This is a genomic window from Pseudomonas sp. 05N36, from assembly GCF_056397385.1.
In genome coordinates this window covers 107,334-127,484 of sequence record NZ_JBFTNH010000012.1, presented here as the reverse complement: position 1 = coordinate 127,484, position 20,151 = coordinate 107,334, and the positions used below count along the sequence as shown (strand labels likewise).

Below are 20,151 nucleotides of genomic sequence, written 5' to 3'. Positions count from 1 at the left end.
TTTGAAACCCTTCTTACTTTTGCTCTTGAGCTGGAGGTACGTCAGTCGCATTGGTTGCCGACTTTTGCTCTTGAAGCACCGGGACATCATCAGAAGCCGGTTTTTGCTTTGGAACTTCCAACACTGCTGGATTTGGCAAACCTACTTGAGTCAGCTGGTGAGCTTTCTCTTTAGCAAAGTAACCTAACCCTAAGCTGGTTATGAAGAAACCTGCGGCAAGTATAGCAGTAAACTTACTAAGAAAGGTAGAGGAACCTTGGCTTCCGAACACAGTATTTGAAGCACCTGCTCCGAAAGACGCGCCAGCATCCGCACCTTTACCCTGCTGCAGCAATACGAGAGCAACTACGCCCAGTGCACCCAGCAGATGAAAAACGACTACGACTGTTTCCAGCATTTTTTCAGTTTCCCGCGGCGCGACAAATCGCACCGAACTCATCTGCATTCAGGGAAGCTCCACCAATGAGCCCCCCATCGATATCCGGCATGCCGAACAGTTCGACCGCATTGGCCGCCTTCACGCTGCCGCCGTATAGAAGCCGCACACCTTGTGCGACCTCAGAATTCTCTGCCGCCAACTGTGCGCGAATGGCTGCATGCACATCCTGCGCTTGTTGCGGCGAAGCAGTCAGCCCGGTGCCAATGGCCCAGACCGGCTCGTAAGCGATTACTGCTTTTGCAAATACACCAACACCCAGCTCATCGATGATGCTGCCCAGCTGATGCCCGACAACCTCAAGCGTTTTTCCGGCTTCACGCTGCTCAAGGGTCTCCCCTATGCACAACACCGGAATCAAGCCACATGCCTGTGCCGCTGCAAACTTGCGAATCAGCGTCTCGTCACGCTCGCCGATGATCTGGCGACGCTCGGAGTGCCCAATGAGCACCAGGGAACAACCTGAATCCACCAACTGACTCGGCGCAATCTCACCAGTCAACGCACCTTGCATGGTTTCCACCGCAGAATTCTGCGCGCCGACCGAAATCGACGTACCTTCCAAGCCATCAATCACTTGATTGATATACAAGCAAGGCGGGAATACCGCGACATCTACATCACTCGGCAAGGCCAGATGACGAAGGCTGTTGATCAGCTCAGCGACGCTGGCGCGGGTACCGTGCATCTTCCAGTTACCAGCTACCATAGGGCGACGCATGCTGTACCTCGTCGGTCAAAGTGGGCGCAGATGTTACCCAACCACATCATTACTGGCAAGCCGAAATCAGGCAGAAACTTCAGCAACCAGTTTTGCCAGCTCCTCGGCGTAACCGCGAACCAGTGTTTCGTCCTCGCCTTCGACCATGACCCGCACCAGCGGCTCTGTGCCAGACTTACGCAACAACACGCGACCACGCCCGGCCATGGCCTTGGTGACGCGCTCGCTGACTTCCTTGACAGTCGCATGCTCGACCGGATTTTCGCCGCCGCCGAAACGCACATTGATCAATACCTGAGGACACTTGCGTAGCGCCTGCCGCGATTGAGCAAGCCCCTCGGAACGACGCTTCAGCGCCAACAACACCTGCAACGCAGCGATAATCGCGTCACCCGTGGTGGTATGACTGAAGCACACGACGTGGCCGGAGTTCTCACCACCCACCAGCCAGTTGCGCTCAAGCAGTTCGGCGATTACATAGCGGTCACCGACGTTGGCCCGCACAAAAGGAATCCCCAGATCCGCCAGGGCCAGCTCCAGCCCCAGGTTACTCATCAAGGTTCCAACAACACCGCCCTGCAATTTGCCACGCTCATGCAGGTCGCGCGCGATGATAAACAACAACTCGTCGCCATCGACGATCGCGCCCGTGTGATCAACCATCAACACCCGGTCGCCATCACCATCGAAGGCAATGCCCAGATCTGCTTGCTCGGCCACTACGGCTGCCTGCAATTGCCCCATATGGGTCGAACCGCAATTGTGATTGATGTTCAGACCGTCAGGTTGCGCAGAAAGCACCGTCACCTGCGCACCCAGTTCACGGAAAACACTCGGGGCTACCTTATAGGTAGCACCGTGTGCGCAATCGATCACAATTTTCAAACCAGAGAAATTGGTGCCGGTTGGCACACTGCTTTTGCAGAACTCGATGTAACGACCCGACGCATCGTTGATTCGCGAGACCTTGCCGATCTTGCTCGACTCAACCACGGTCATCGGCATATCGAGCAATTCTTCGATCATCAGCTCAACATCATCCGGCAATTTCGTGCCTTGGCCGGAGAAGAACTTGATGCCGTTATCATCATGAGGATTGTGCGAAGCACTGATTACAATACCGGCCTCAGCATTGAAAGTACGCGTCAAATAGGCGATAGCCGGAGTAGGCATCGGCCCCAGCAGCATGACATCAGCCCCGGCAGAGGTAAGCCCGGCCTCAAGTGCCGACTCGAACATATAACCAGAGATTCGAGTGTCCTTGCCGACCAGAACCTTGCAAGCGCCCTTGCTGCGGAAGGCCATGCCCGCGGCCCAACCGAGCTTGAGCATGAAGTCAGGGGTAATCGGATACTCGCCGACCCGACCACGAATGCCGTCGGTGCCAAAATATTTCTTAGTCATAAGCGCTCCATCATTCTTATTCGGCTGATTCAACTGCTGTGATCATCCGTACCACATCGACTGTTTCGGCCACGTCATGCACGCGCAAGATACGCGCGCCCTTGACGACAGCCAACGCCGCGAGAGCCAGGCCTCCATGCAGCCGCTCTCCTACCGGACGATTCAATGCCTGCCCGATCATGCTCTTTCGCGAAACCCCGACCAACAGGGGCCGCCCCAAGGCATGCAGGGCTTCCATATGCTTGAACAGACTCAAATTGTGCTGCAAATTTTTCGCGAACCCGAAACCCGGATCAAGAATGATCCGCTCGGCCGGAATGCCAACCGCAGCACACGACGTCATGCGCTCGGCAAGAAACTCACCGACTTCGCTCGTCACGTCATGATAATGCGGATTGTCCTGCATATCTCCCGGCTCACCGAGCATATGCATCAGGCACACCGGCAATCCGGTGGCTGCCGCCGCATCCAGCGCGCCGTCTCGACGCAGCGAACGCACGTCATTGATCAGACCTGCTCCCAGGCGGGCCGTTTCACGCATGACCGCAGGCGTCGAGGTATCGACCGAGATAATCACATCCAGTTCGCGATGAATACGCTCGACGATCGGCGCCACGCGCTCCAGCTCCTCAAGCGGTGAGACCGCCCGTGCGCCAGGCCGGGTCGATTCCCCACCTACATCAATGAGGGTCGCGCCAGCAGCCACCATCGCCTCAGCGTGTCGCAGAGCAGCATCGAGCTGACTGAAGCGACCACCGTCGGAGAAAGAATCAGGAGTGACGTTGAGGATGCCCATGACATGCACATGGGCCAAATCAAGAACCCGGTTGCCGCAAGGCAACCGGGTTGAGGACTGCATTAGAGTCATTTCAAACCTTAGACGTCAGCAGCCGGGCCACCGATGGGAGTTTCCGGACGCTCTTCCTGTACGACAGGAGGAGTACCCGCGCCACCCGACCAGTCACGAGGCTCACGCGGGGCGCGACCAGCCATGATGTCGTCGATCTGATCAGCATCAATGGTTTCGTACTTCATCAGCGCATCGGCCATGGCGTCGAGCTTGTCGCGGTTATCCGTCAGGATCTGCTTGGCCGTGCCATAGCACTGGTCAATGATGCTACGCACTTCAGAGTCAATCAGCTTGGCAGTCTCGCCCGAGAAGCTGGCGTGCTGACCACTGCCGCCGCGACCGAGGAACACTTCGCCCTCTTCTTCGGCATACATCAATGGACCGAGCTTTTCCGACAGGCCCCACTTGGTGACCATGTTTCGTGCAATCTGGCTGGCACGCATGATGTCGTTCGACGCACCCGTGGTCACGCCATCGAAGCCCAAGGTCATCTCTTCAGCAATACGGCCGCCGTACAGCGAGCAGATCTGGCTGATCAACGCACGCTTGGAGAGACTGTAGCGATCCTCTTCCGGCAGGAACATCGTCACACCCAACGCACGGCCGCGCGGGATGATCGAGACCTTGTAGACCGGATCGTGCTCGGGAACCACACGACCAACGATCGCGTGACCCGCTTCGTGATAAGCGGTGTTCTGCTTTTCTTTTTCGGACATGACCATGGACTTGCGCTCAGCGCCCATCATGATCTTGTCTTTCGCCAGTTCGAACTCTTTCATCTCGACAATGCGCTTACCGGTACGGGCAGCGAACAGCGAAGCCTCGTTCACCAGGTTGGCCAGGTCGGCACCGGAGAAACCAGGCGTACCACGTGCGATAACCGCCGGAGCAACGTCATCACCCATCGGCACTTTGCGCATGTGGACTTTCAGGATTTGCTCACGACCACGAATATCCGGCAGCCCCACGACAACCTGACGGTCGAAACGACCCGGACGCAGCAGCGCAGGGTCAAGCACGTCAGGACGGTTGGTTGCGGCAATGACGATGATGCCGTCATTCATTTCGAAACCATCCATCTCTACCAGCAACTGGTTGAGAGTCTGTTCACGCTCGTCGTGACCACCACCCATGCCCGCACCACGATGGCGACCGACAGCATCGATTTCATCGATGAAGATAATGCACGGAGCGTGTTTTTTCGCCTGTTCGAACATGTCACGAACACGGCTGGCACCCACACCAACGAACATTTCGACGAAGTCCGAACCGGAGATGGTGAAAAACGGCACCTTGGCTTCACCGGCAATGGCTTTGGCCAACAGGGTTTTACCGGTACCCGGCGGCCCCACCATCAGCACACCGCGAGGAATACGACCACCCAGGCGCTGGAACTTGCCCGGATCACGCAGGAACTCGACCAGCTCGCCCACTTCTTCCTTGGCTTCGTCGCAACCGGCAACGTCAGCCAGGGTGGTTTTCACCTGATCTTCGGAGAGCAGGCGCGCCTTGCTCTTGCCGAAGCTCATCGGTCCGCCCTTGCCGCCGGCACCGCCCTGCATCTGCCGCATGAAGAACATGAAAACGGCGATGATCACCAGGATCGGGAAGCTGGCGACCAGGAGCTGAGTCCAGATGCTTTGCTGTTCAGGCTGCTTGCCTTCGACGACTACGTGGTTATCCACCAGGTCGCCGATCAGACCGTTGTCCTGAATGGCCGGACGAATGGTCTTGAAGCTGTCGCCATCATTGCGCTTGCCAGTAATGACATAGCCGTCCACAGCTACGCGCTCGACCTTGCCATCCTTGACCTGCTGGATGAAGTCGGAATAGTTGAGGGTCTGTGGCTCGTTAGGACTGGAGAAGTTGTTCATCACCGTCACGAGGACAGCCGCGATGATCAACCACAGGATCAGATTCTTTGCCATATCGTTCAATTAACTACCCTCTGAAGCAAGCTCCGCTACTGGCGCGCGCTTCGCATGATATTCACCGGCCTAACTTACTACATTACCTACGGCTCTGGCAGGCGCCGTCTGTAACCCTTTGTGAAACACTTTCTACACAATATTCGCTTATGCACGCGGGGCGAAATACGAAAAACCTATCACCCCGCCAAAAAAACCTCGTTTTACTCGCTACGGCCGCGATATCCCCAAGCCAGCATGTATTGCTCACGGGAGCTGCCACGAGAGGAGTCCGGCTTCATCATCTGGATCTTGTCGAATTTCTGACGAGCGTCCTTCAGGTAAGTATCGAACCCTTCGCCCTGAAATATCTTGATCAGGAAATTACCACCCGGCTTGAGTATCCGCTCCGCCAGATCAAGCGCCAGCTCGCAAAGAAACATGGCTTTTGGCATGTCCACCTCAGGCGTACCACTCATATTGGGGGCCATATCGGAAATCACAAGGTCCACCTGCGAATTACCCACGGCTTCAAGGATGCGAGCGAGCACTTCGTCCTGGGTGAAGTCCCCCTGTATGAAAGTCACGTCCGGAATACTGTCCATTTCCAGGATGTCTGAGGCTATCAGACGCCCCTGACCACCAATCAGCCGGCTAGTGACCTGCGACCAGCCACCGGGCGCCGCCCCCAGATCGACGACGCTCATGCCCGGACGGATCAGCTTGTATTTCTCCTGGACCTCCAGAAGTTTGTAACTCGCACGCGAGCGGTAGCCATCCTTCTGCGCCTGCTTCACATAGGGATCATTGACATGTCTTTTCAGCCAACCAAGGCTTGTCTTGGAACGCGCCATTGGGCACCTCGATGATAAGGGTCGTGATTAATTGGGCGGATCCACGAGCCCTCGGGTAAAATGGCCGCCATTTTACAGAATCCAGACGAAAGGGTCAGATTATGCCGCTCACTCAAGAGCAGAAGAAACAGTACAAGTCCATTGGCCACCATCTGAAACCAGTTTTGACTGTGGCTGACAACGGTTTGACTGAAGGTGTTTTAGCCGAACTGGAACGCGCATTGGGCGATCACGAGCTGATCAAGATCAAGCTCAGCATCCTCGATCGCGAATCGCGCCTGGCAGCCATTGCAGAACTGTGCAAGGCCGGCAAAGCGGATCTGGTGCAAGTCATCGGCAAGATGGCGCTGATTTACCGCAAGAACTTCAGCGTCAACAAGCAGTTGTCGAACGTCCATCGCTTCAAGTGATGATACGGGTCAAGGGTGTGCTTCGCGCACCCTGCCACCCCATCCCGGCACCGGCTGCAAAACCAGCACCAACCCGGAAAAACCCAGCACAAGATAACTGAACAACAACCAGTGTTGTGCCTGCGGCCAGTCGATTAGCACGACGAAGTACATCGCACTCGCATATAGCGCTATCAACAGCAGCTGCCCACGAATATCGCGCCATAGACTGACAAGGCCCTTGGCCTGAACCAGCACCAAAACCTGAAAAACCATGCACACCGCTGAAAACCCGACCAGCAGCGCACTCAGCATGCTTGAAATTTCTTCGACCAACAGCGGCGCCAGGCCAATACGGCCTAGCACCGGCAGCAGACCGATGTGCAACAACCACAGGCCGCCAACCCATAACATCTGAGTCAGCTGCCAAAGCATGGCGCCCGCACGAAGCAGGCGCTTGCCTTCAGATATGGCGGACTTCGACAATCTCGTACTCGATAACGCCGCCAGGCGTTTTGACCGCCACCACATCACCCTCTTCCTTGGCAATCAAGGCGCGAGCGAGTGGCGAACTGACGGAGATCTTGCCGAGTTTGAAGTCAGCCTCATCCTCGCCCACGATGTGGTAAGTGACACTTTCATCCGTTTCGACGTTGGCGATTTCAACGGTGGTACCGAAAATCACTTTGCCTGTGTGAGGAATGCTCGTGACATCAATGATCACCGCATTCTGCATGCGGCCTTCGATGTCACGGATCCGTGCCTCGACCATACCTTGCTGCTCGCGAGCAGCGTGATATTCGGCGTTTTCCTTCAAGTCACCCAACTCGCGGGCCGTACCGATGTCCTGGCTAAGCTTCGGACGGACGACCTTGGTCAGGTGAGCGTGTTCTTCTTCCAGGGCCTTCGCGCCCTGAACGGTCATTGGGTACTTGGTTATGCTCATGCCTTCAATCCTGCGTGTAGATCCTGCAAGCGGCGCACAGTCTTCTCGGGACCGAACTTCAGCGCTTCACAGATAGCTTCGCCAGCAGCAATGGTGGTGGTGCAGTAAATCTTGTGCTGCAAGGCATTACGACGAATGGAGTACGAATCAGCGATCGACTGACGACCTTCGGTGGTGTTGATGATCAGCGTGACTTCGTCATTCTTGATCATGTCGACCACGTGCGGACGACCTTCGGTCACCTTGTTCACACGGCGCACTTTCAGGCCTGCAGCTTCGATCAGCTTGGCAGTACCGGCAGTGGCGACCACTTCGAAGCCCAAGTTGATCAGATCACGGGCCACGCCTGCAACCAGTGGCTTGTCATCGTCACGCACGCTGATGAACGCAGTACCGCCGGTCGGCAGCACTTCGCTGGCGCCCATCTGGGCTTTGGCAAAGGCTTCGCCGAAGGTGTCGCCCACGCCCATCACTTCACCGGTGGACTTCATCTCCGGGCCAAGGATCGGGTCAACGCCAGGGAATTTGGCGAATGGGAACACCGCCTCTTTCACGCTGTAGAAGTTCGGAATGATTTCCTTGGTGAAACCCAGCTCTTTCAGGGTTTTACCGGCCATCACGCGAGCCGCGATCATTGCCAGGGAAACACCGATGCACTTGGACACGAACGGTACGGTACGGGATGCGCGCGGATTGACTTCGATGACGTAGATGTCTTCGCCTTGCAACGCCAACTGAACGTTCATCAGGCCGACAACGCCCAGTTCCAGGGCCATTTTCTTGACCTGCTCACGCATCTCGTCCTGGATATGCAAAGGCAGCGAGTACGGCGGCAGCGAGCACGCGGAGTCACCGGAGTGAACACCCGCCTGTTCGATGTGCTGCATGATCGCGCCGATCACCACGTCGGTGCCGTCGCAAACCGCATCCACGTCCATTTCGATGGCGCAGTTGAGGAAGTGGTCCAGCAGCACCGGGCTGTCGTTGGACACTTGAACCGCTTCACGCAGGTAGCGCTTGAGCTCTTCTTCTTCGTAAACGATTTCCATCGCACGACCGCCCAGTACGTAGGACGGACGCACCACCAGCGGGTAACCGATCTTCGCGGCAGCACGAATAGCTTCGTCTTCGCTGCGCACGGTGGCGTTTGGCGGCTGACGCAGGTTCAGGCGCTGGACCATCTGCTGGAAGCGCTCACGGTCTTCGGCGCGGTCGATTGCGTCAGGGCTGGTGCCGATGATCGGCACGCCAGCAGCTTCCAGGGCGCGAGCCAGTTTTAGCGGAGTCTGGCCGCCGTACTGGACGATCACACCTTTTGGCTTCTCGACGCGGACAATTTCCAGCACGTCTTCCAGGGTCACTGGCTCGAAATACAGGCGATCGGAGGTGTCGTAGTCGGTGGATACGGTTTCCGGGTTGCAGTTGACCATGATGGTCTCGTACCCGTCATCGCGCAGGGCCAGTGCCGCGTGTACGCAGCAGTAGTCGAACTCGATGCCTTGGCCGATACGGTTAGGACCGCCGCCCAGGATCATGATCTTGTCGCGACCCGATGGTGCGGCTTCGCACTCTTCCTCGTAGGTCGAGTAGAGGTAAGCGGTGTCGGTGGCGAACTCGGCGGCGCAAGTGTCGACGCGCTTGTAGACCGGGAACACTTCAAGCTTGTGGCGATGGGCACGCAGGCTCTTCTCGGTCACACCCAGCAACTTGGCCAGGCGCATGTCAGAGAAGCCCTTGCGCTTGAGGCGGAACATCAGGTCGCGGTCGATGCTGGTCAGACCCAGGGTCTTGACCTTCTCTTCGTCCTTGATCAGATCTTCCATCTGTACCAGGAACCATGGATCGATCATGGTCATGCCGAAGATGTCTTCAACGCTCATGCCGGCACGCATTGCGTCAGCCACGTACCAGATACGCTCGGCGCCCGGCACGGTCAGTTCGCGCTTGAGCACGCTCATGCTTTCCGGGTTGCTCAGGTCGAGCTTCTCGTCCAGACCGCACACACCGACTTCCAGACCGCGCAGGGCTTTCTGCAGGGATTCCTGGAAGGTCCGGCCGATAGCCATGACTTCACCAACCGACTTCATTTGAGTGGTCAGGCGGGCATCGGCTTTCGGGAACTTCTCGAAGGCGAAGCGTGGCAGCTTGGTCACGACGTAGTCGATGGACGGCTCGAAAGACGCTGGGGTTTTACCGCCAGTGATGTCGTTCGACAGCTCATCCAGGGTGTAACCCACAGCCAGCTTGGCCGCGACCTTGGCAATCGGGAAACCGGTGGCTTTCGAAGCCAGCGCCGAGGAACGGGACACCCGCGGGTTCATCTCGATGACCACCATGCGACCAGTGTTCGGGCAGATGCCGAACTGGACGTTGGAGCCGCCGGTTTCCACGCCGATCTCGCGCAGTACCGCCAGGGAGGCGTTACGCAGGATCTGGTATTCCTTGTCGGTCAGGGTCTGTGCCGGAGCCACGGTGATCGAGTCACCGGTGTGCACGCCCATCGGGTCAAAGTTTTCGATCGAGCAGACGATGATGCAGTTGTCCTTTTTATCGCGGACAACCTCCATTTCGTACTCTTTCCAGCCGATCAGCGATTCGTCGATCAGCAGCTCTTTGGTCGGCGACAAGTCCAGACCGCGGGCGCAGATTTCTTCGAACTCTTCACGGTTGTAAGCGATACCGCCGCCGGTGCCGCCCATGGTGAAGGACGGACGGATGATGCACGGGAAGCCGAGCTTCTCGAGAACCGCGTTGGCCTCTTCCATGCTGTGGGCGATGCCGGAACGCGGGCAAGCCAGGCCAATGGATTTCATCGCCTTGTCGAAACGCGAGCGGTCTTCAGCCTTGTCGATGGTGTCAGCGTTGGCGCCGATCATCTCTACGCCGAACTTCTCCAGAACGCCTTCGCGCTCCAGGTCCAGGGCGCAGTTCAGAGCGGTTTGGCCGCCCATGGTCGGCAGCAGCGCGTCCGGACGCTCTTTCTCGATAATCTTGGCAACGGTCTGCCATTTGATCGGTTCGATGTAGGTGGCATCGGCCATGGCCGGGTCGGTCATGATGGTGGCCGGGTTGGAGTTCACCAGGATGACGCGGTAACCCTCTTCGCGCAGGGCTTTGCAAGCCTGGGCGCCGGAGTAGTCGAATTCGCAAGCCTGGCCGATCACGATCGGGCCAGCGCCGAGAATCAGGATGCTTTTAATGTCTGTACGTTTTGGCATGGGTAGTCACTCAAATCCGCAGGTCCGACGGCAATCCCCGAGGAGAAGCCGTCTTGATCAATCTCTGAAGCCCGTCAGGGACCGCCGGGATACCGGGGCCACCCTCAGGGACTTCTCGCTACATGCTCAAGCCCGGCGATTAACGTCGCTTGGCCATCTCGTTGATGAAGCGATCGAACAGCGGCGCCACATCGTTCGGACCAGGGCTGGCTTCAGGGTGACCCTGGAAGCTGAACGCGCTCTTGTCGGTACGCTCGATGCCTTGCAGGGTGCCGTCGAACAGCGATTTGTGGATCGCCCGAACGTTGCCTGGCAGAGTCGCTTCGTCTACCGCAAAACCGTGGTTCTGACTGGTGATCATCACCACGCCGCTGTCCAGATCCTGGACCGGGTGGTTGGCACCGTGGTGGCCGTGGCCCATTTTCAGGGTCTTGGCGCCAGAGGCCAGAGCCAGCAGTTGGTGGCCGAGGCAGATGCCGAACACCGGGATATCGGTTTCCAGCACATCTTTAATGGCCTGGATCGCGTAGTCGCATGGCTCAGGGTCACCCGGGCCGTTGGACAGGAACACACCGTCCGGCTTCAGAGCCAGAACGTCAGCAGCCGGCGTTTGAGCTGGCACCACGGTCACGCGGCAACCGCGCTCGACCAGCATGCGCAGGATGTTGACCTTGACGCCGTAGTCGTAGGCAACCACGTGGTACGGCAGATCGGAAGCGTCGAGGGTCGCGTGGCTGTCGGTTTTCAGATCCCAGACAGTCGAGCGCCATTCGTACTGCTCTTTGGTGCTGACGACTTTCGCCAGATCCATGCCTTTCAGGCCCGGGAAGCCGCGCGCCGCTGCAATTGCAGCTTCGTCGGAAATGTTGTCGCCAGCCATGATGCAGCCGTTCTGCGCGCCTTTTTCACGCAGGATGCGTGTCAGGTGGCGGGTGTCGATACCGGCGATTGCCACAACATTGTTGGCTTTCAGGTAGTCGGACAGGGACATCGTGTTACGCCAGTTGCTCGCAACCAGTGGCAGGTCACGAATCACCAGACCCGCCGACCAGACGCGGTTGGACTCGGCGTCTTCCGGCGTGGTGCCGGTGTTGCCGATGTGCGGGTAAGTCAGGGTAACGATCTGTTGGGCGTAGGAAGGATCGGTAAGGATTTCCTGATAGCCGGTCATGGCGGTGTTAAACACCACCTCACCAACGGTTTGACCGTCGGCTCCAATGGCTTCGCCGCGAAAAATGCTGCCATCAGCAAGGGCGAGTATGGCTGGCTTAGTCAAGAAGACCTCCCGTAAATAAAGCCTGAAAGGGCGATCGCAGGTTGTAAAAAAGCGGAGTGACGTATGGACACGTCACCCCGCTTCTTCACTGAATTATTCTGCGCGCTTTTAGTGGACACACTAAAGCTGTAGCTTACAGAAAAAGGCTTTTTGGGTCTACCGCCAATGAGCCTAAAAGGCAGAGGAATGCGACAGGACGTCGCTTGGCGGGATAAATCGGGTTCAAACGCTGTGTTTGAACCCGATTTCGGGGGCATCTTAACGCAGGTCGAGCACGTCTTGCATGTCGTAAAGACCCGGCTCACGACCATCCAGCCACAATGCGGCACGCACCGCACCCTTGGCGAAGGTCATGCGACTGGACGCTTTGTGGGTGATCTCCAGTCGCTCGCCCTCACAGGCGAACAGCACCGTATGATCGCCGACCACATCACCGCCGCGAACCGTAGCGAAGCCAATGGTTTCGCGCTCGCGCACACCGGTGTGGCCTTCACGCCCATAGACCGCAACTTTCTTCAGATCACGATCCAGTGCACTGGCGATCACTTCGCCCATGCGCAAAGCCGTACCTGAAGGCGCATCGATCTTGTGCCGATGATGAGCTTCGATGATTTCGATATCGGCATCATCGCCCAGCACGCGAGCCGCCATATCGAGCAACTTCAACGACAGGTTCACGCCCACACTGAAATTGGCTGCGAAGACAATTGGAATGTCCTTGCCCGCCTCGGCCAGCAACTGCTTTTGCGCAGCGTCCAGCCCCGTAGTGCCGATGACCATGGCCCTGCCCACCTTGCGGCAGAACGCCAGGTTTTTCAGCATGACCTCCGGAAGCGTGAAGTCGATCAACACGTCGAACTCAGCCACCACCGCTTCCAGGTTACCGGACAGCGGCACACCGATACGCCCCAGCGCGGCCAGCTCACCGGCATCCACCCCGATCAGCGTGCTGCCGGGGCGCACGACTGCCGCCGTCAGCCCCGCGAGCGGTGCACGTTGCTGCACCGCTTCGATAAGGTTCTTGCCCATGCGCCCGGCAGCGCCCATCACAGCTATACGTCGCATGCCCGACTCCTTACAGATCGCCGAAGAAGCGCTTCACGCCTTCGAACCAACCGGTGGTTTTCGGCGAGTGGCTGTTGTCGTCCGCCAGGGAACTGCGGAACTCTTCCAGCAACTCACGCTGACGACGCCCCAGATTGACCGGAGTCTCGACCACCACACTGCACATCAGGTCGCCCGCGCCACCGCCACGAACCGGTGCAACACCCTTGCCACGCACCCGGAACTGCTTGCCGGTTTGCGTGCCCTCAGGAATTTTCAGCTTGACCCGACCATCGAGGGTCGGAATCTCCAGCTCGCCACCCAGCGCCGCATCAACGAAGCTGATAGGCACTTCGCAGAACAGATGCTTGCCGTCACGCTGGAAGATCGCGTGCTCGCGCACGTTGATCACCACGTACAGGTCGCCAGTCGGCCCGCCTTGAGTGCCCGCCTCGCCTTCGCCAGACAGACGAATACGGTCGCCGGTATCGACGCCAGCCGGCACTTTCACCGACAGGGTCTTGTACTCTTCGACACGGCCTTCGCCTTTGCAGGAGTTGCACGGGTCGGAAATGATCTTGCCCTGACCATGGCAACGCGGGCAGGTTTGCTGCACCGAGAAGAAGCCTTGCTGCATGCGCACCTGACCGATACCACCACAGGTCGGGCACGTGACTGGTGCAGAGCCTTTCTTGGCACCCGAACCGTCGCACGGCTTGCAGTTGACCAGTGTCGGAACGCGGATATTCACGGTCGTGCCGCGCACCGCTTCTTCCAGGTTCAGCTCCAGGGTGTAACGCAGATCGCTACCGCGCTGAGCACCGCCACGGGAACCGCCGCGACCACCACCAAAGAAGTCACTGAACACATCACCGAAGATATCGGAGAAGTTCTGACCACCAAAACCAGCACCGCCGCCGCCCATGCTTGAGTCGACACCGGCATGACCGTACTGATCGTACGCCGCGCGCTTGCTGGAATCGGACAGTACTTCGTAGGCCTCGTTGGCCTCCTTGAATTTCTCTTCCGACGCTTTGTCGTCAGGATTACGGTCCGGGTGGTGCTTCATCGCCAAGCGACGGTAGGCCTTTTTCAGGTCCGTTTCGCTCGTGCCACGCTCAACACCCAATACTTCGTAATAGTCACGCTTTGCCATAAGTCTTTGCACTCTTAAGGACGTTCGGCAAACCCCTCCTGAGCTTCGCCAAACTCGTTGAGCCCCAATACAGGCCCGGACCCAACTCACGTCAATTCAACGATCCTGGTCTTTGATTCGCAGCTGGAACGCCAGCTTGCTGTTGCGGTAGTCATGAATCGGAAAGCAGGAGCATTCCCGACCTTACCGCCAGCATCCGAGCGTTGTCGCATGCTGTAAAAATTCGTCTACTCCAGACACGCCAACGCGGGAGCAAGCTCCCGCGCGGCGACATCCTACCAGTCACCGCACAAAGGCAGTCAACCGGCCGACCAACAACTTACTTGTGTTCTTTGACTTCTTCGAACTCAGCGTCGACGACGTCGTCAGCCTTCTCGGCTTTTTCAGCGTGCGGTGCCGCACCCTCAGCTGGCTGGGCCTGCTCGGCGTACATTTTCTGGGCCACTGGAGCGGAGACTTTCGACAGCTCTTCAACCTTGGCTTCGATGGCAGCCTTGTCGTCGCCTTTGATGGCGGCTTCCAGGGCAACCACGGCCGCTTCGATTGCAGTCTTCTCTTCAGCAGTCACTTTTTCGCCAGCGTCTGCGACCATTTTGCGTGTCGAGTGAACCAGCGCGTCGCCCTGGTTGCGGGCAGTAGCCAGCTCTTCGAACTTGCGATCTTCGTCGGCGTTGGTTTCAGCATCGCGAATCATCTGCTGAATTTCTTCCTCGGACAGACCGGAGTTGGCCTTGATCACGATCGACTGAGTCTTGCCGGTGGCCTTGTCTTTGGCGCCTACGTGCAGGATGCCGTTGGCGTCGATGTCGAAGGTCACTTCAATTTGTGGCACGCCACGTGGTGCTGGTGGAATCTCGGCCAGGTCGAACTTGCCCAGGGACTTGTTCTGCGCAGCTTGCTTGCGCTCACCTTGCAGCACGTGAATGGTCACTGCGCCCTGGTTGTCATCGGCAGTCGAGAACACTTGCGATTTCTTGGTAGGAATCGTGGTGTTTTTCTCGATCAGCGCAGTCATCACGCCGCCCATGGTTTCGATACCCAGAGTCAGCGGGCTGACGTCGAGCAGCAGAACGTCTTTCACGTCACCGGCCAATACCGCGCCCTGGATAGCAGCACCCATGGCAACCGCTTCGTCCGGGTTCACGTCTTTACGGGCTTCTTTACCGAAGAAATCGGTAACAGCCTTCTGAACCAGAGGCATACGGGTCTGACCGCCGACCAGGATCACGTCGTTGATCGCGCCAACGTCGATACCCGAATCTTTCAGGGCAATGCGGCAAGGCTCGATGGTGCGTTGAACCAGGTCTTCAACCAGCGCTTCCAGCTTGGCGCGGGAGATTTTCACGTTCAAGTGCTTAGGACCGGTCGCATCTGCAGTGATGTACGGCAGGTTAACGTCGGTCTGCAGGCTCGAAGACAACTCGATCTTGGCTTTCTCAGCGGCTTCTTTCAGACGCTGCATGGCCAGCGGGTCACCCTTGAGGTTCATGCCGCTTTCTTTCTTGAATTCGTCAACGAGGTAGTCGATCAGGCGAATGTCGAAGTCTTCACCGCCGAGGAAGGTGTCACCRTTGGTGGCCAACACTTCGAACTGGTGCTCGCCATCGACTTCGGCGATTTCGATTACGGAGACGTCGAAAGTACCGCCACCCAGGTCATAAACGATCACGGTGTGATCGCCCTTGGCCTTGTCCATACCGTAGGCCAGAGCGGCTGCAGTTGGTTCGTTGATGATGCGTTTTACGTCCAGGCCAGCAATACGGCCGGCGTCTTTGGTCGCCTGACGCTGACTGTCGTTGAAGTAGGCAGGAACAGTGATGACCGCTTCAGTCACAGTCTCGCCGAGGTAGTCTTCGGCGGTTTTCTTCATCTTCTTCAGAATTTCAGCCGAGATCTGTGGCGGCGACATTTTCTGGCCGTTCACTTCAACCCAAGCGTCGCCATTGTCAGCCTTGGCGATTTTGTAAGGGACCATCTTGATGTCTTTCTGTACGACTTCTTCGTCGAACTTACGACCGATCAGACGCTTCACCGCATACAGGGTGTTGTGCGGATTGGTCACAGCCTGACGCTTGGCCGACTGACCCACCAGGATCTCGCCATCGTTGGCGTAAGCGATGATCGACGGCGTAGTACGCGCGCCTTCAGCGTTTTCGATAACTTTGGCTACGCCGTTTTCCAGCACGGAGACGCAGGAGTTGGTAGTCCCCAGGTCGATACCGATAATTTTGCCCATGTTCACTCTCCCGAAACTTTGGATTTGGTTGCCGCAGCAGTGGTGGCTAACTGCGGTAGCACTTAAACGCTTGACAACTAAATGGGGGCCTTACGGCGGATTTCAAGCCTGTTCGTCAATCGAAGGCGAAACCGGCGCCGGAGCCTTGCTGACCACGACCATGGCCGGGCGCAGCAGACGACCGTTGAGCATGTAACCCTTCTGGAACACCTTGAGCACGCTGTTAGGCTCGACGTCTGCACTTTCCTGCATGGCCATCGCCTGATGATGTGCCGCATTGAACGGCTCACCTTCAGGATCGATCGCTTCCAGCTGATAACGCTTCAGGGTGTCCTGGAACATTTTCAGGGTCAGCTGGATGCCTTCACGCATAGGGCGAATGCTTTCGTCGTCCGGGTTGGACAGCTCAAGACCACGCTCCAGGCTGTCGACGATCGGCAGCAGGTCGTTGGCGAACTTCTCTAACGCGAATTTGTGAGCTTTTTCTACATCCTGCTCAGCGCGACGACGGACGTTCTGCAGATCGGCAGCAACGCGCAAAGACTGATCCTGCGCGCCAGCCAGTTGCTCTTCGAGCACTTGTACACGAGCCGCCAGGTCTTCACCCGATGCTTCGGGAGCCTGATTGGCGTCTGGATTTTGCGTATCCAACGTCTGTTCGTCAGCCATAGATTTCTCCTTTCAAAATCGTGCGCGAACTCGACTCGCGCTTCTGCCCCGGTATATGGGGTCGCAAATTCCAGGTTCAAGGGCTGCCGGAGCGCTGAACGCGATTACCCTTACAAAACGACTGATTTAATATCCCGGAGGTTTTAAAAAAATCCATTTTCCAAGCAAATCGAGCTAAACACGGGCATTGTCAGCCAGAAACAAAACACTGTATAAATAACCAGACCTAAAGCCTGGGAGCGGCCTCTATGCTGGTGCACCTGTCCGTACATAACTACGCAATCGTTGAACATCTCGATCTGGAACTTGATCGCGGGATGAGCGTGATCACAGGGGAAACCGGCGCCGGCAAGTCGATCATGCTCGATGCCCTGGGCCTGACCCTTGGTGATCGCGCCGACAGCGGCGTGGTTCGCCCAGGCGCCGAGAAGGCCGACATCCTGGCCACGTTCGACCTGGCCGATATTCCGGAAGCCAGTACCTGGCTGGCCGAACGCGACCTCGATACCGACGGCCCGTGCATCCTGCGCAGGGTGATTACCGCCGAGGGTCGTTCGCGTGGCTACATCAATGGCAGCCCCTGCCCGCTGGGCGACCTTAAAGCCCTCGGCGAACTGCTGATCGATATCCACAGCCAGCATGAACACCAATCGTTACTGAAAACCGACACACACCGTCGGCTGCTCGACGAATACGCCGGCGCCACGGACCTCGCCCGCCAGGTGCAACTGGCTGCCCAGCGCTGGCGCCAGACCCGCCAGGAGCTGGAGCGCCTCTCCAACTCCGGCGACGAGCAGCGCGCTCGCCACCAATTGCTCAGCTACCAACTCGAAGAACTGGAAAACCTCGGCCTCGGCGAAAGTGAGCTGGAGCAACTGGAGCAGGAACACAAAAACCTGACCAACGCCGAAACCTTGCTGGGGATTTGCCGACAAGTGGTCGAGCAGTGCAGCGAAAGTGATTCCGGCAATGTACTGAACGCCCTGACAGCCAGCCTCAATCGCCTGTCGAGCGTGAACAACACGGTCGGCGCCCTGGGCGAAGCGACCAACCTGCTGACCAGCGCGCAGATTCAGGTGGAAGAAGCTGTCGGCGAACTGAACCGTTTTCTCGACCACTTCGATGCCGATCCGGCACGCCTCCAGCAACTCGAAGAACGCCTGGACTCGATCTACACCCTGGCACGCAAACACCGGATTCAGCCCACCGAAGTCGCGGAGCTTCAGCAACGACTGCTGGACGAAATCGAAACGCTGAATGCCAACGACGAATCCATCGAACGACTGAGCGAAGAGCTGGGCGCATTCGCCCGGCACTACCAGGAAAAAGCCCGGGAGCTGAGTGATTTGCGTCATCAGGCTGCGACCAGCCTGGCCAATGCCGTCGAACAGGAAATCCAACGCCTGGGCATGCCTGGCGGCCGCTTCACCATTGAACTACGCCCTAACACCAGCACTGAACTGCTGCCCAACGGCCTTGAACAGGTGGAACTACTGGTCAGCGCCAACCCTGGGCAACCGCTCAAGGCCTTGGCCAAAGTCGCATCGGGTGGTGAGCTGTCACGAATCAGCCTGGCCATCCAGGTGATCACCGCACAAACCTCGCGAGTGCCAACACTGGTGTTCGACGAAGTCGACGTCGGCATTGGTGGCCCAACGGCGGAAATTGTCGGCCAGCTCTTGCGCCGACTCGGGGAGCGCGGACAGGTGCTGACCGTCACTCACTTGCCGCAAGTAGCCTCCCAGGGCCATCAGCATCTATTTGTCCACAAGGTGCGCGGTGACGATGCCACGCATACCGCCGTGTCCAAGCTGAGCAAAAATGAACGAATTGAAGAAGTGGCGCGAATGCTGGGAGGGATCGACCTGACCAAGGAGTCCCTGGCCCATGCAAAGAAAATGGTCGTGACGGCAAAAATTTAAAGTCACCAGACAGCACGAAGGCGACCCTTGGGTCGCCTTCGTTCGTATCGCGGACCAGAAATCCGCGCGACATGCTTACTTTTTCTTGCGTACGTACAGCACCAGGTTGTGATCCACCAACTCGAAGCCGTGCTTCTCGACGATCGCCTTCTGAAGCTTTTCGATTTCTTCCTCGAAGAACTCGATCACTTCACCGTTCTCCACGTTAACCATATGGTCGTGGTGACCGCCATCAGCCAGCTCGAAGACCGCGTGGCCGCCATCGAAATTGTGACGGACCACCAGACCAGCCGCTTCGAATTGGGTCAGTACACGGTAAACCGTGGCCAGACCGACATCCTCGCCAGCTTCCATCAGCGCCTTGTAAACATCTTCAGCACTCATGTGACGTTGCTCGGCGGAATCGAGCATTTGCAGAATTTTGACCCGTGGCAGGGTCACTTTGAGGCCGGCTTTGCGTAGTTCGCTATTTTCAACCATGGTCAGCTTTCTCGCGATGCTGCTTCGCAGCTACTCTTAATGCGGGTATGATCGGCGTTTACGTTGTCCCAGCCAAGATAGTGGAAGTCGCCCACCGATGCAAAACACCAAGCTCTTGCTAACCAGTTTCACCTTTGTGGGACTGCTCGCACTCGCCGGTTGTTCATTCCCCGGGGTTTACAAAATCGACATCCAGCAGGGCAATGTCGTCACGCAGGACATGATAGACCAGTTACGCCCGGGAATGACCCGTCGGCAAGTACGGTTTATCATGGGCAACCCTCTGCTGACCGACACGTTCCATGCCGATCGCTGGGATTACTTGTATAGCCTGCAGCCAGGCGGCGGTGAACGCCAACAGGAACGCATCAGCGTTATCTTCAACCCTAACGACCAGCTTGTCAGCCTRTCGGGCGATTTCATGCCTGGCGTGAGCCGTGACGAAGCGATTCTCGGCAAGAACAGCGGCACCACCGTCGCCGCCCCAGCTGAAAACGCCGAGAAGCCGAAACCAGAGAAGCCGGTAAAACCGGGCTCGCTGCTGGACCAGATCCAGAAGGACGTCGACAAGGTCGAAACCGTTCCGGTCCCGACGCCAGCACCGCTGGACACATCGCCGCAATAAATTGCGACACAACAAAAA

General features: G+C 57.6%; 18 protein-coding genes. 3 read left to right on the top strand and 15 right to left on the bottom strand.

The window, feature by feature from the left end:
- Positions 1–13 precede the first annotated feature (13 nt).
- From secG to rlmE, 6 genes are all read right to left on the bottom strand, one after another.
- Positions 14–397 carry a preprotein translocase subunit SecG gene (gene secG, locus AC1DIH_RS16505; RefSeq protein WP_054594060.1) on the bottom strand — a complete coding sequence of 128 codons (384 nt, stop codon included), beginning with the start codon at positions 395–397 and terminating at the stop codon, positions 14–16.
- 4 nt (positions 398–401) lie between these two features.
- On the bottom strand, positions 402–1,157 hold the full coding sequence (tpiA, locus tag AC1DIH_RS16500) for a triose-phosphate isomerase (RefSeq protein WP_477772491.1): 756 nt from the start codon (positions 1,155–1,157) through the stop codon (positions 402–404).
- A gap of 66 nt (positions 1,158–1,223) precedes the next feature.
- Positions 1,224–2,561, bottom strand: coding sequence for a phosphoglucosamine mutase (glmM, locus tag AC1DIH_RS16495; protein ID WP_477772490.1), 1,338 nt, complete (start codon positions 2,559–2,561; stop codon positions 1,224–1,226).
- A gap of 16 nt (positions 2,562–2,577) precedes the next feature.
- Complete coding sequence (gene folP / locus AC1DIH_RS16490) at positions 2,578–3,429, bottom strand: dihydropteroate synthase (RefSeq protein ID WP_477772489.1); 852 nt, start codon at positions 3,427–3,429, stop codon at positions 2,578–2,580.
- An 8-nt stretch (positions 3,430–3,437) separates the two neighbouring features.
- Complete coding sequence (gene ftsH / locus AC1DIH_RS16485) at positions 3,438–5,339, bottom strand: ATP-dependent zinc metalloprotease FtsH (protein WP_477772488.1); 1,902 nt, start codon at positions 5,337–5,339, stop codon at positions 3,438–3,440.
- 203 nt (positions 5,340–5,542) lie between these two features.
- Positions 5,543–6,172 carry a 23S rRNA (uridine(2552)-2'-O)-methyltransferase RlmE gene (gene rlmE, locus AC1DIH_RS16480; protein ID WP_477772487.1) on the bottom strand — a complete coding sequence of 210 codons (630 nt, stop codon included), beginning with the start codon at positions 6,170–6,172 and terminating at the stop codon, positions 5,543–5,545.
- A gap of 101 nt (positions 6,173–6,273) precedes the next feature.
- On the opposite strand from rlmE, the gene AC1DIH_RS16475 reads away from it, so the two are divergent.
- Entirely contained in the window at positions 6,274–6,582 is a 309-nt protein-coding gene (locus AC1DIH_RS16475; protein ID WP_019691785.1) for a YhbY family RNA-binding protein, read from the top strand.
- 9 nt (positions 6,583–6,591) lie between these two features.
- On the opposite strand, the gene AC1DIH_RS16470 is transcribed toward AC1DIH_RS16475, so the two are convergent.
- From AC1DIH_RS16470 to grpE, 8 genes are all read right to left on the bottom strand, one after another.
- Positions 6,592–6,996 carry an MFS transporter gene (locus AC1DIH_RS16470; protein WP_477772486.1) on the bottom strand — a complete coding sequence of 135 codons (405 nt, stop codon included), beginning with the start codon at positions 6,994–6,996 and terminating at the stop codon, positions 6,592–6,594.
- 28 nt (positions 6,997–7,024) lie between these two features.
- The gene (gene greA, locus AC1DIH_RS16465) at positions 7,025–7,501 is read right to left on the bottom strand and encodes a transcription elongation factor GreA (RefSeq protein ID WP_477772627.1); all 477 of its coding nucleotides are present in this window, start codon (positions 7,499–7,501) and stop codon (positions 7,025–7,027) included.
- Positions 7,502–7,503: 2 nt separating this feature from the next.
- Positions 7,504–10,725, bottom strand: coding sequence for a carbamoyl-phosphate synthase large subunit (gene carB, locus AC1DIH_RS16460; protein ID WP_477772485.1), 3,222 nt, complete (start codon positions 10,723–10,725; stop codon positions 7,504–7,506).
- Between the two features lie 139 nt (positions 10,726–10,864).
- Positions 10,865–12,001, bottom strand: coding sequence for a glutamine-hydrolyzing carbamoyl-phosphate synthase small subunit (gene carA / locus AC1DIH_RS16455; RefSeq protein WP_477772484.1), 1,137 nt, complete (start codon positions 11,999–12,001; stop codon positions 10,865–10,867).
- A 258-nt stretch (positions 12,002–12,259) separates the two neighbouring features.
- Complete coding sequence (dapB, locus tag AC1DIH_RS16450; RefSeq protein WP_477772483.1) at positions 12,260–13,066, bottom strand: 4-hydroxy-tetrahydrodipicolinate reductase; 807 nt, start codon at positions 13,064–13,066, stop codon at positions 12,260–12,262.
- 10 nt (positions 13,067–13,076) lie between these two features.
- The gene (gene dnaJ / locus AC1DIH_RS16445) at positions 13,077–14,201 is read right to left on the bottom strand and encodes a molecular chaperone DnaJ (RefSeq protein WP_477772482.1); all 1,125 of its coding nucleotides are present in this window, start codon (positions 14,199–14,201) and stop codon (positions 13,077–13,079) included.
- A 319-nt stretch (positions 14,202–14,520) separates the two neighbouring features.
- A complete protein-coding gene (dnaK, locus tag AC1DIH_RS16440) occupies positions 14,521–16,437 on the bottom strand; it encodes a molecular chaperone DnaK (protein ID WP_019691778.1) in 1,917 nt (638 codons plus the stop codon).
- Between the two features lie 102 nt (positions 16,438–16,539).
- Complete coding sequence (grpE, locus tag AC1DIH_RS16435) at positions 16,540–17,106, bottom strand: nucleotide exchange factor GrpE (protein WP_054594072.1); 567 nt, start codon at positions 17,104–17,106, stop codon at positions 16,540–16,542.
- 248 nt (positions 17,107–17,354) lie between these two features.
- Here grpE and recN point away from each other — a divergent pair, with 248 nt between their 5' ends.
- On the top strand, positions 17,355–19,028 hold the full coding sequence (gene recN / locus AC1DIH_RS16430; RefSeq protein WP_477772481.1) for a DNA repair protein RecN: 1,674 nt from the start codon (positions 17,355–17,357) through the stop codon (positions 19,026–19,028).
- A 75-nt stretch (positions 19,029–19,103) separates the two neighbouring features.
- Here the strand turns inward: recN and fur are convergent, their stop codons facing one another.
- Complete coding sequence (fur, locus tag AC1DIH_RS16425; RefSeq protein ID WP_019691775.1) at positions 19,104–19,508, bottom strand: ferric iron uptake transcriptional regulator; 405 nt, start codon at positions 19,506–19,508, stop codon at positions 19,104–19,106.
- 97 nt (positions 19,509–19,605) lie between these two features.
- Here fur and AC1DIH_RS16420 point away from each other — a divergent pair, with 97 nt between their 5' ends.
- Positions 19,606–20,133 (top strand): outer membrane protein assembly factor BamE, encoded by a 528-nt coding sequence (locus AC1DIH_RS16420; RefSeq protein WP_477772480.1) that lies wholly within the window; start codon positions 19,606–19,608, stop codon positions 20,131–20,133.
- Positions 20,134–20,151 lie beyond the last annotated feature (18 nt).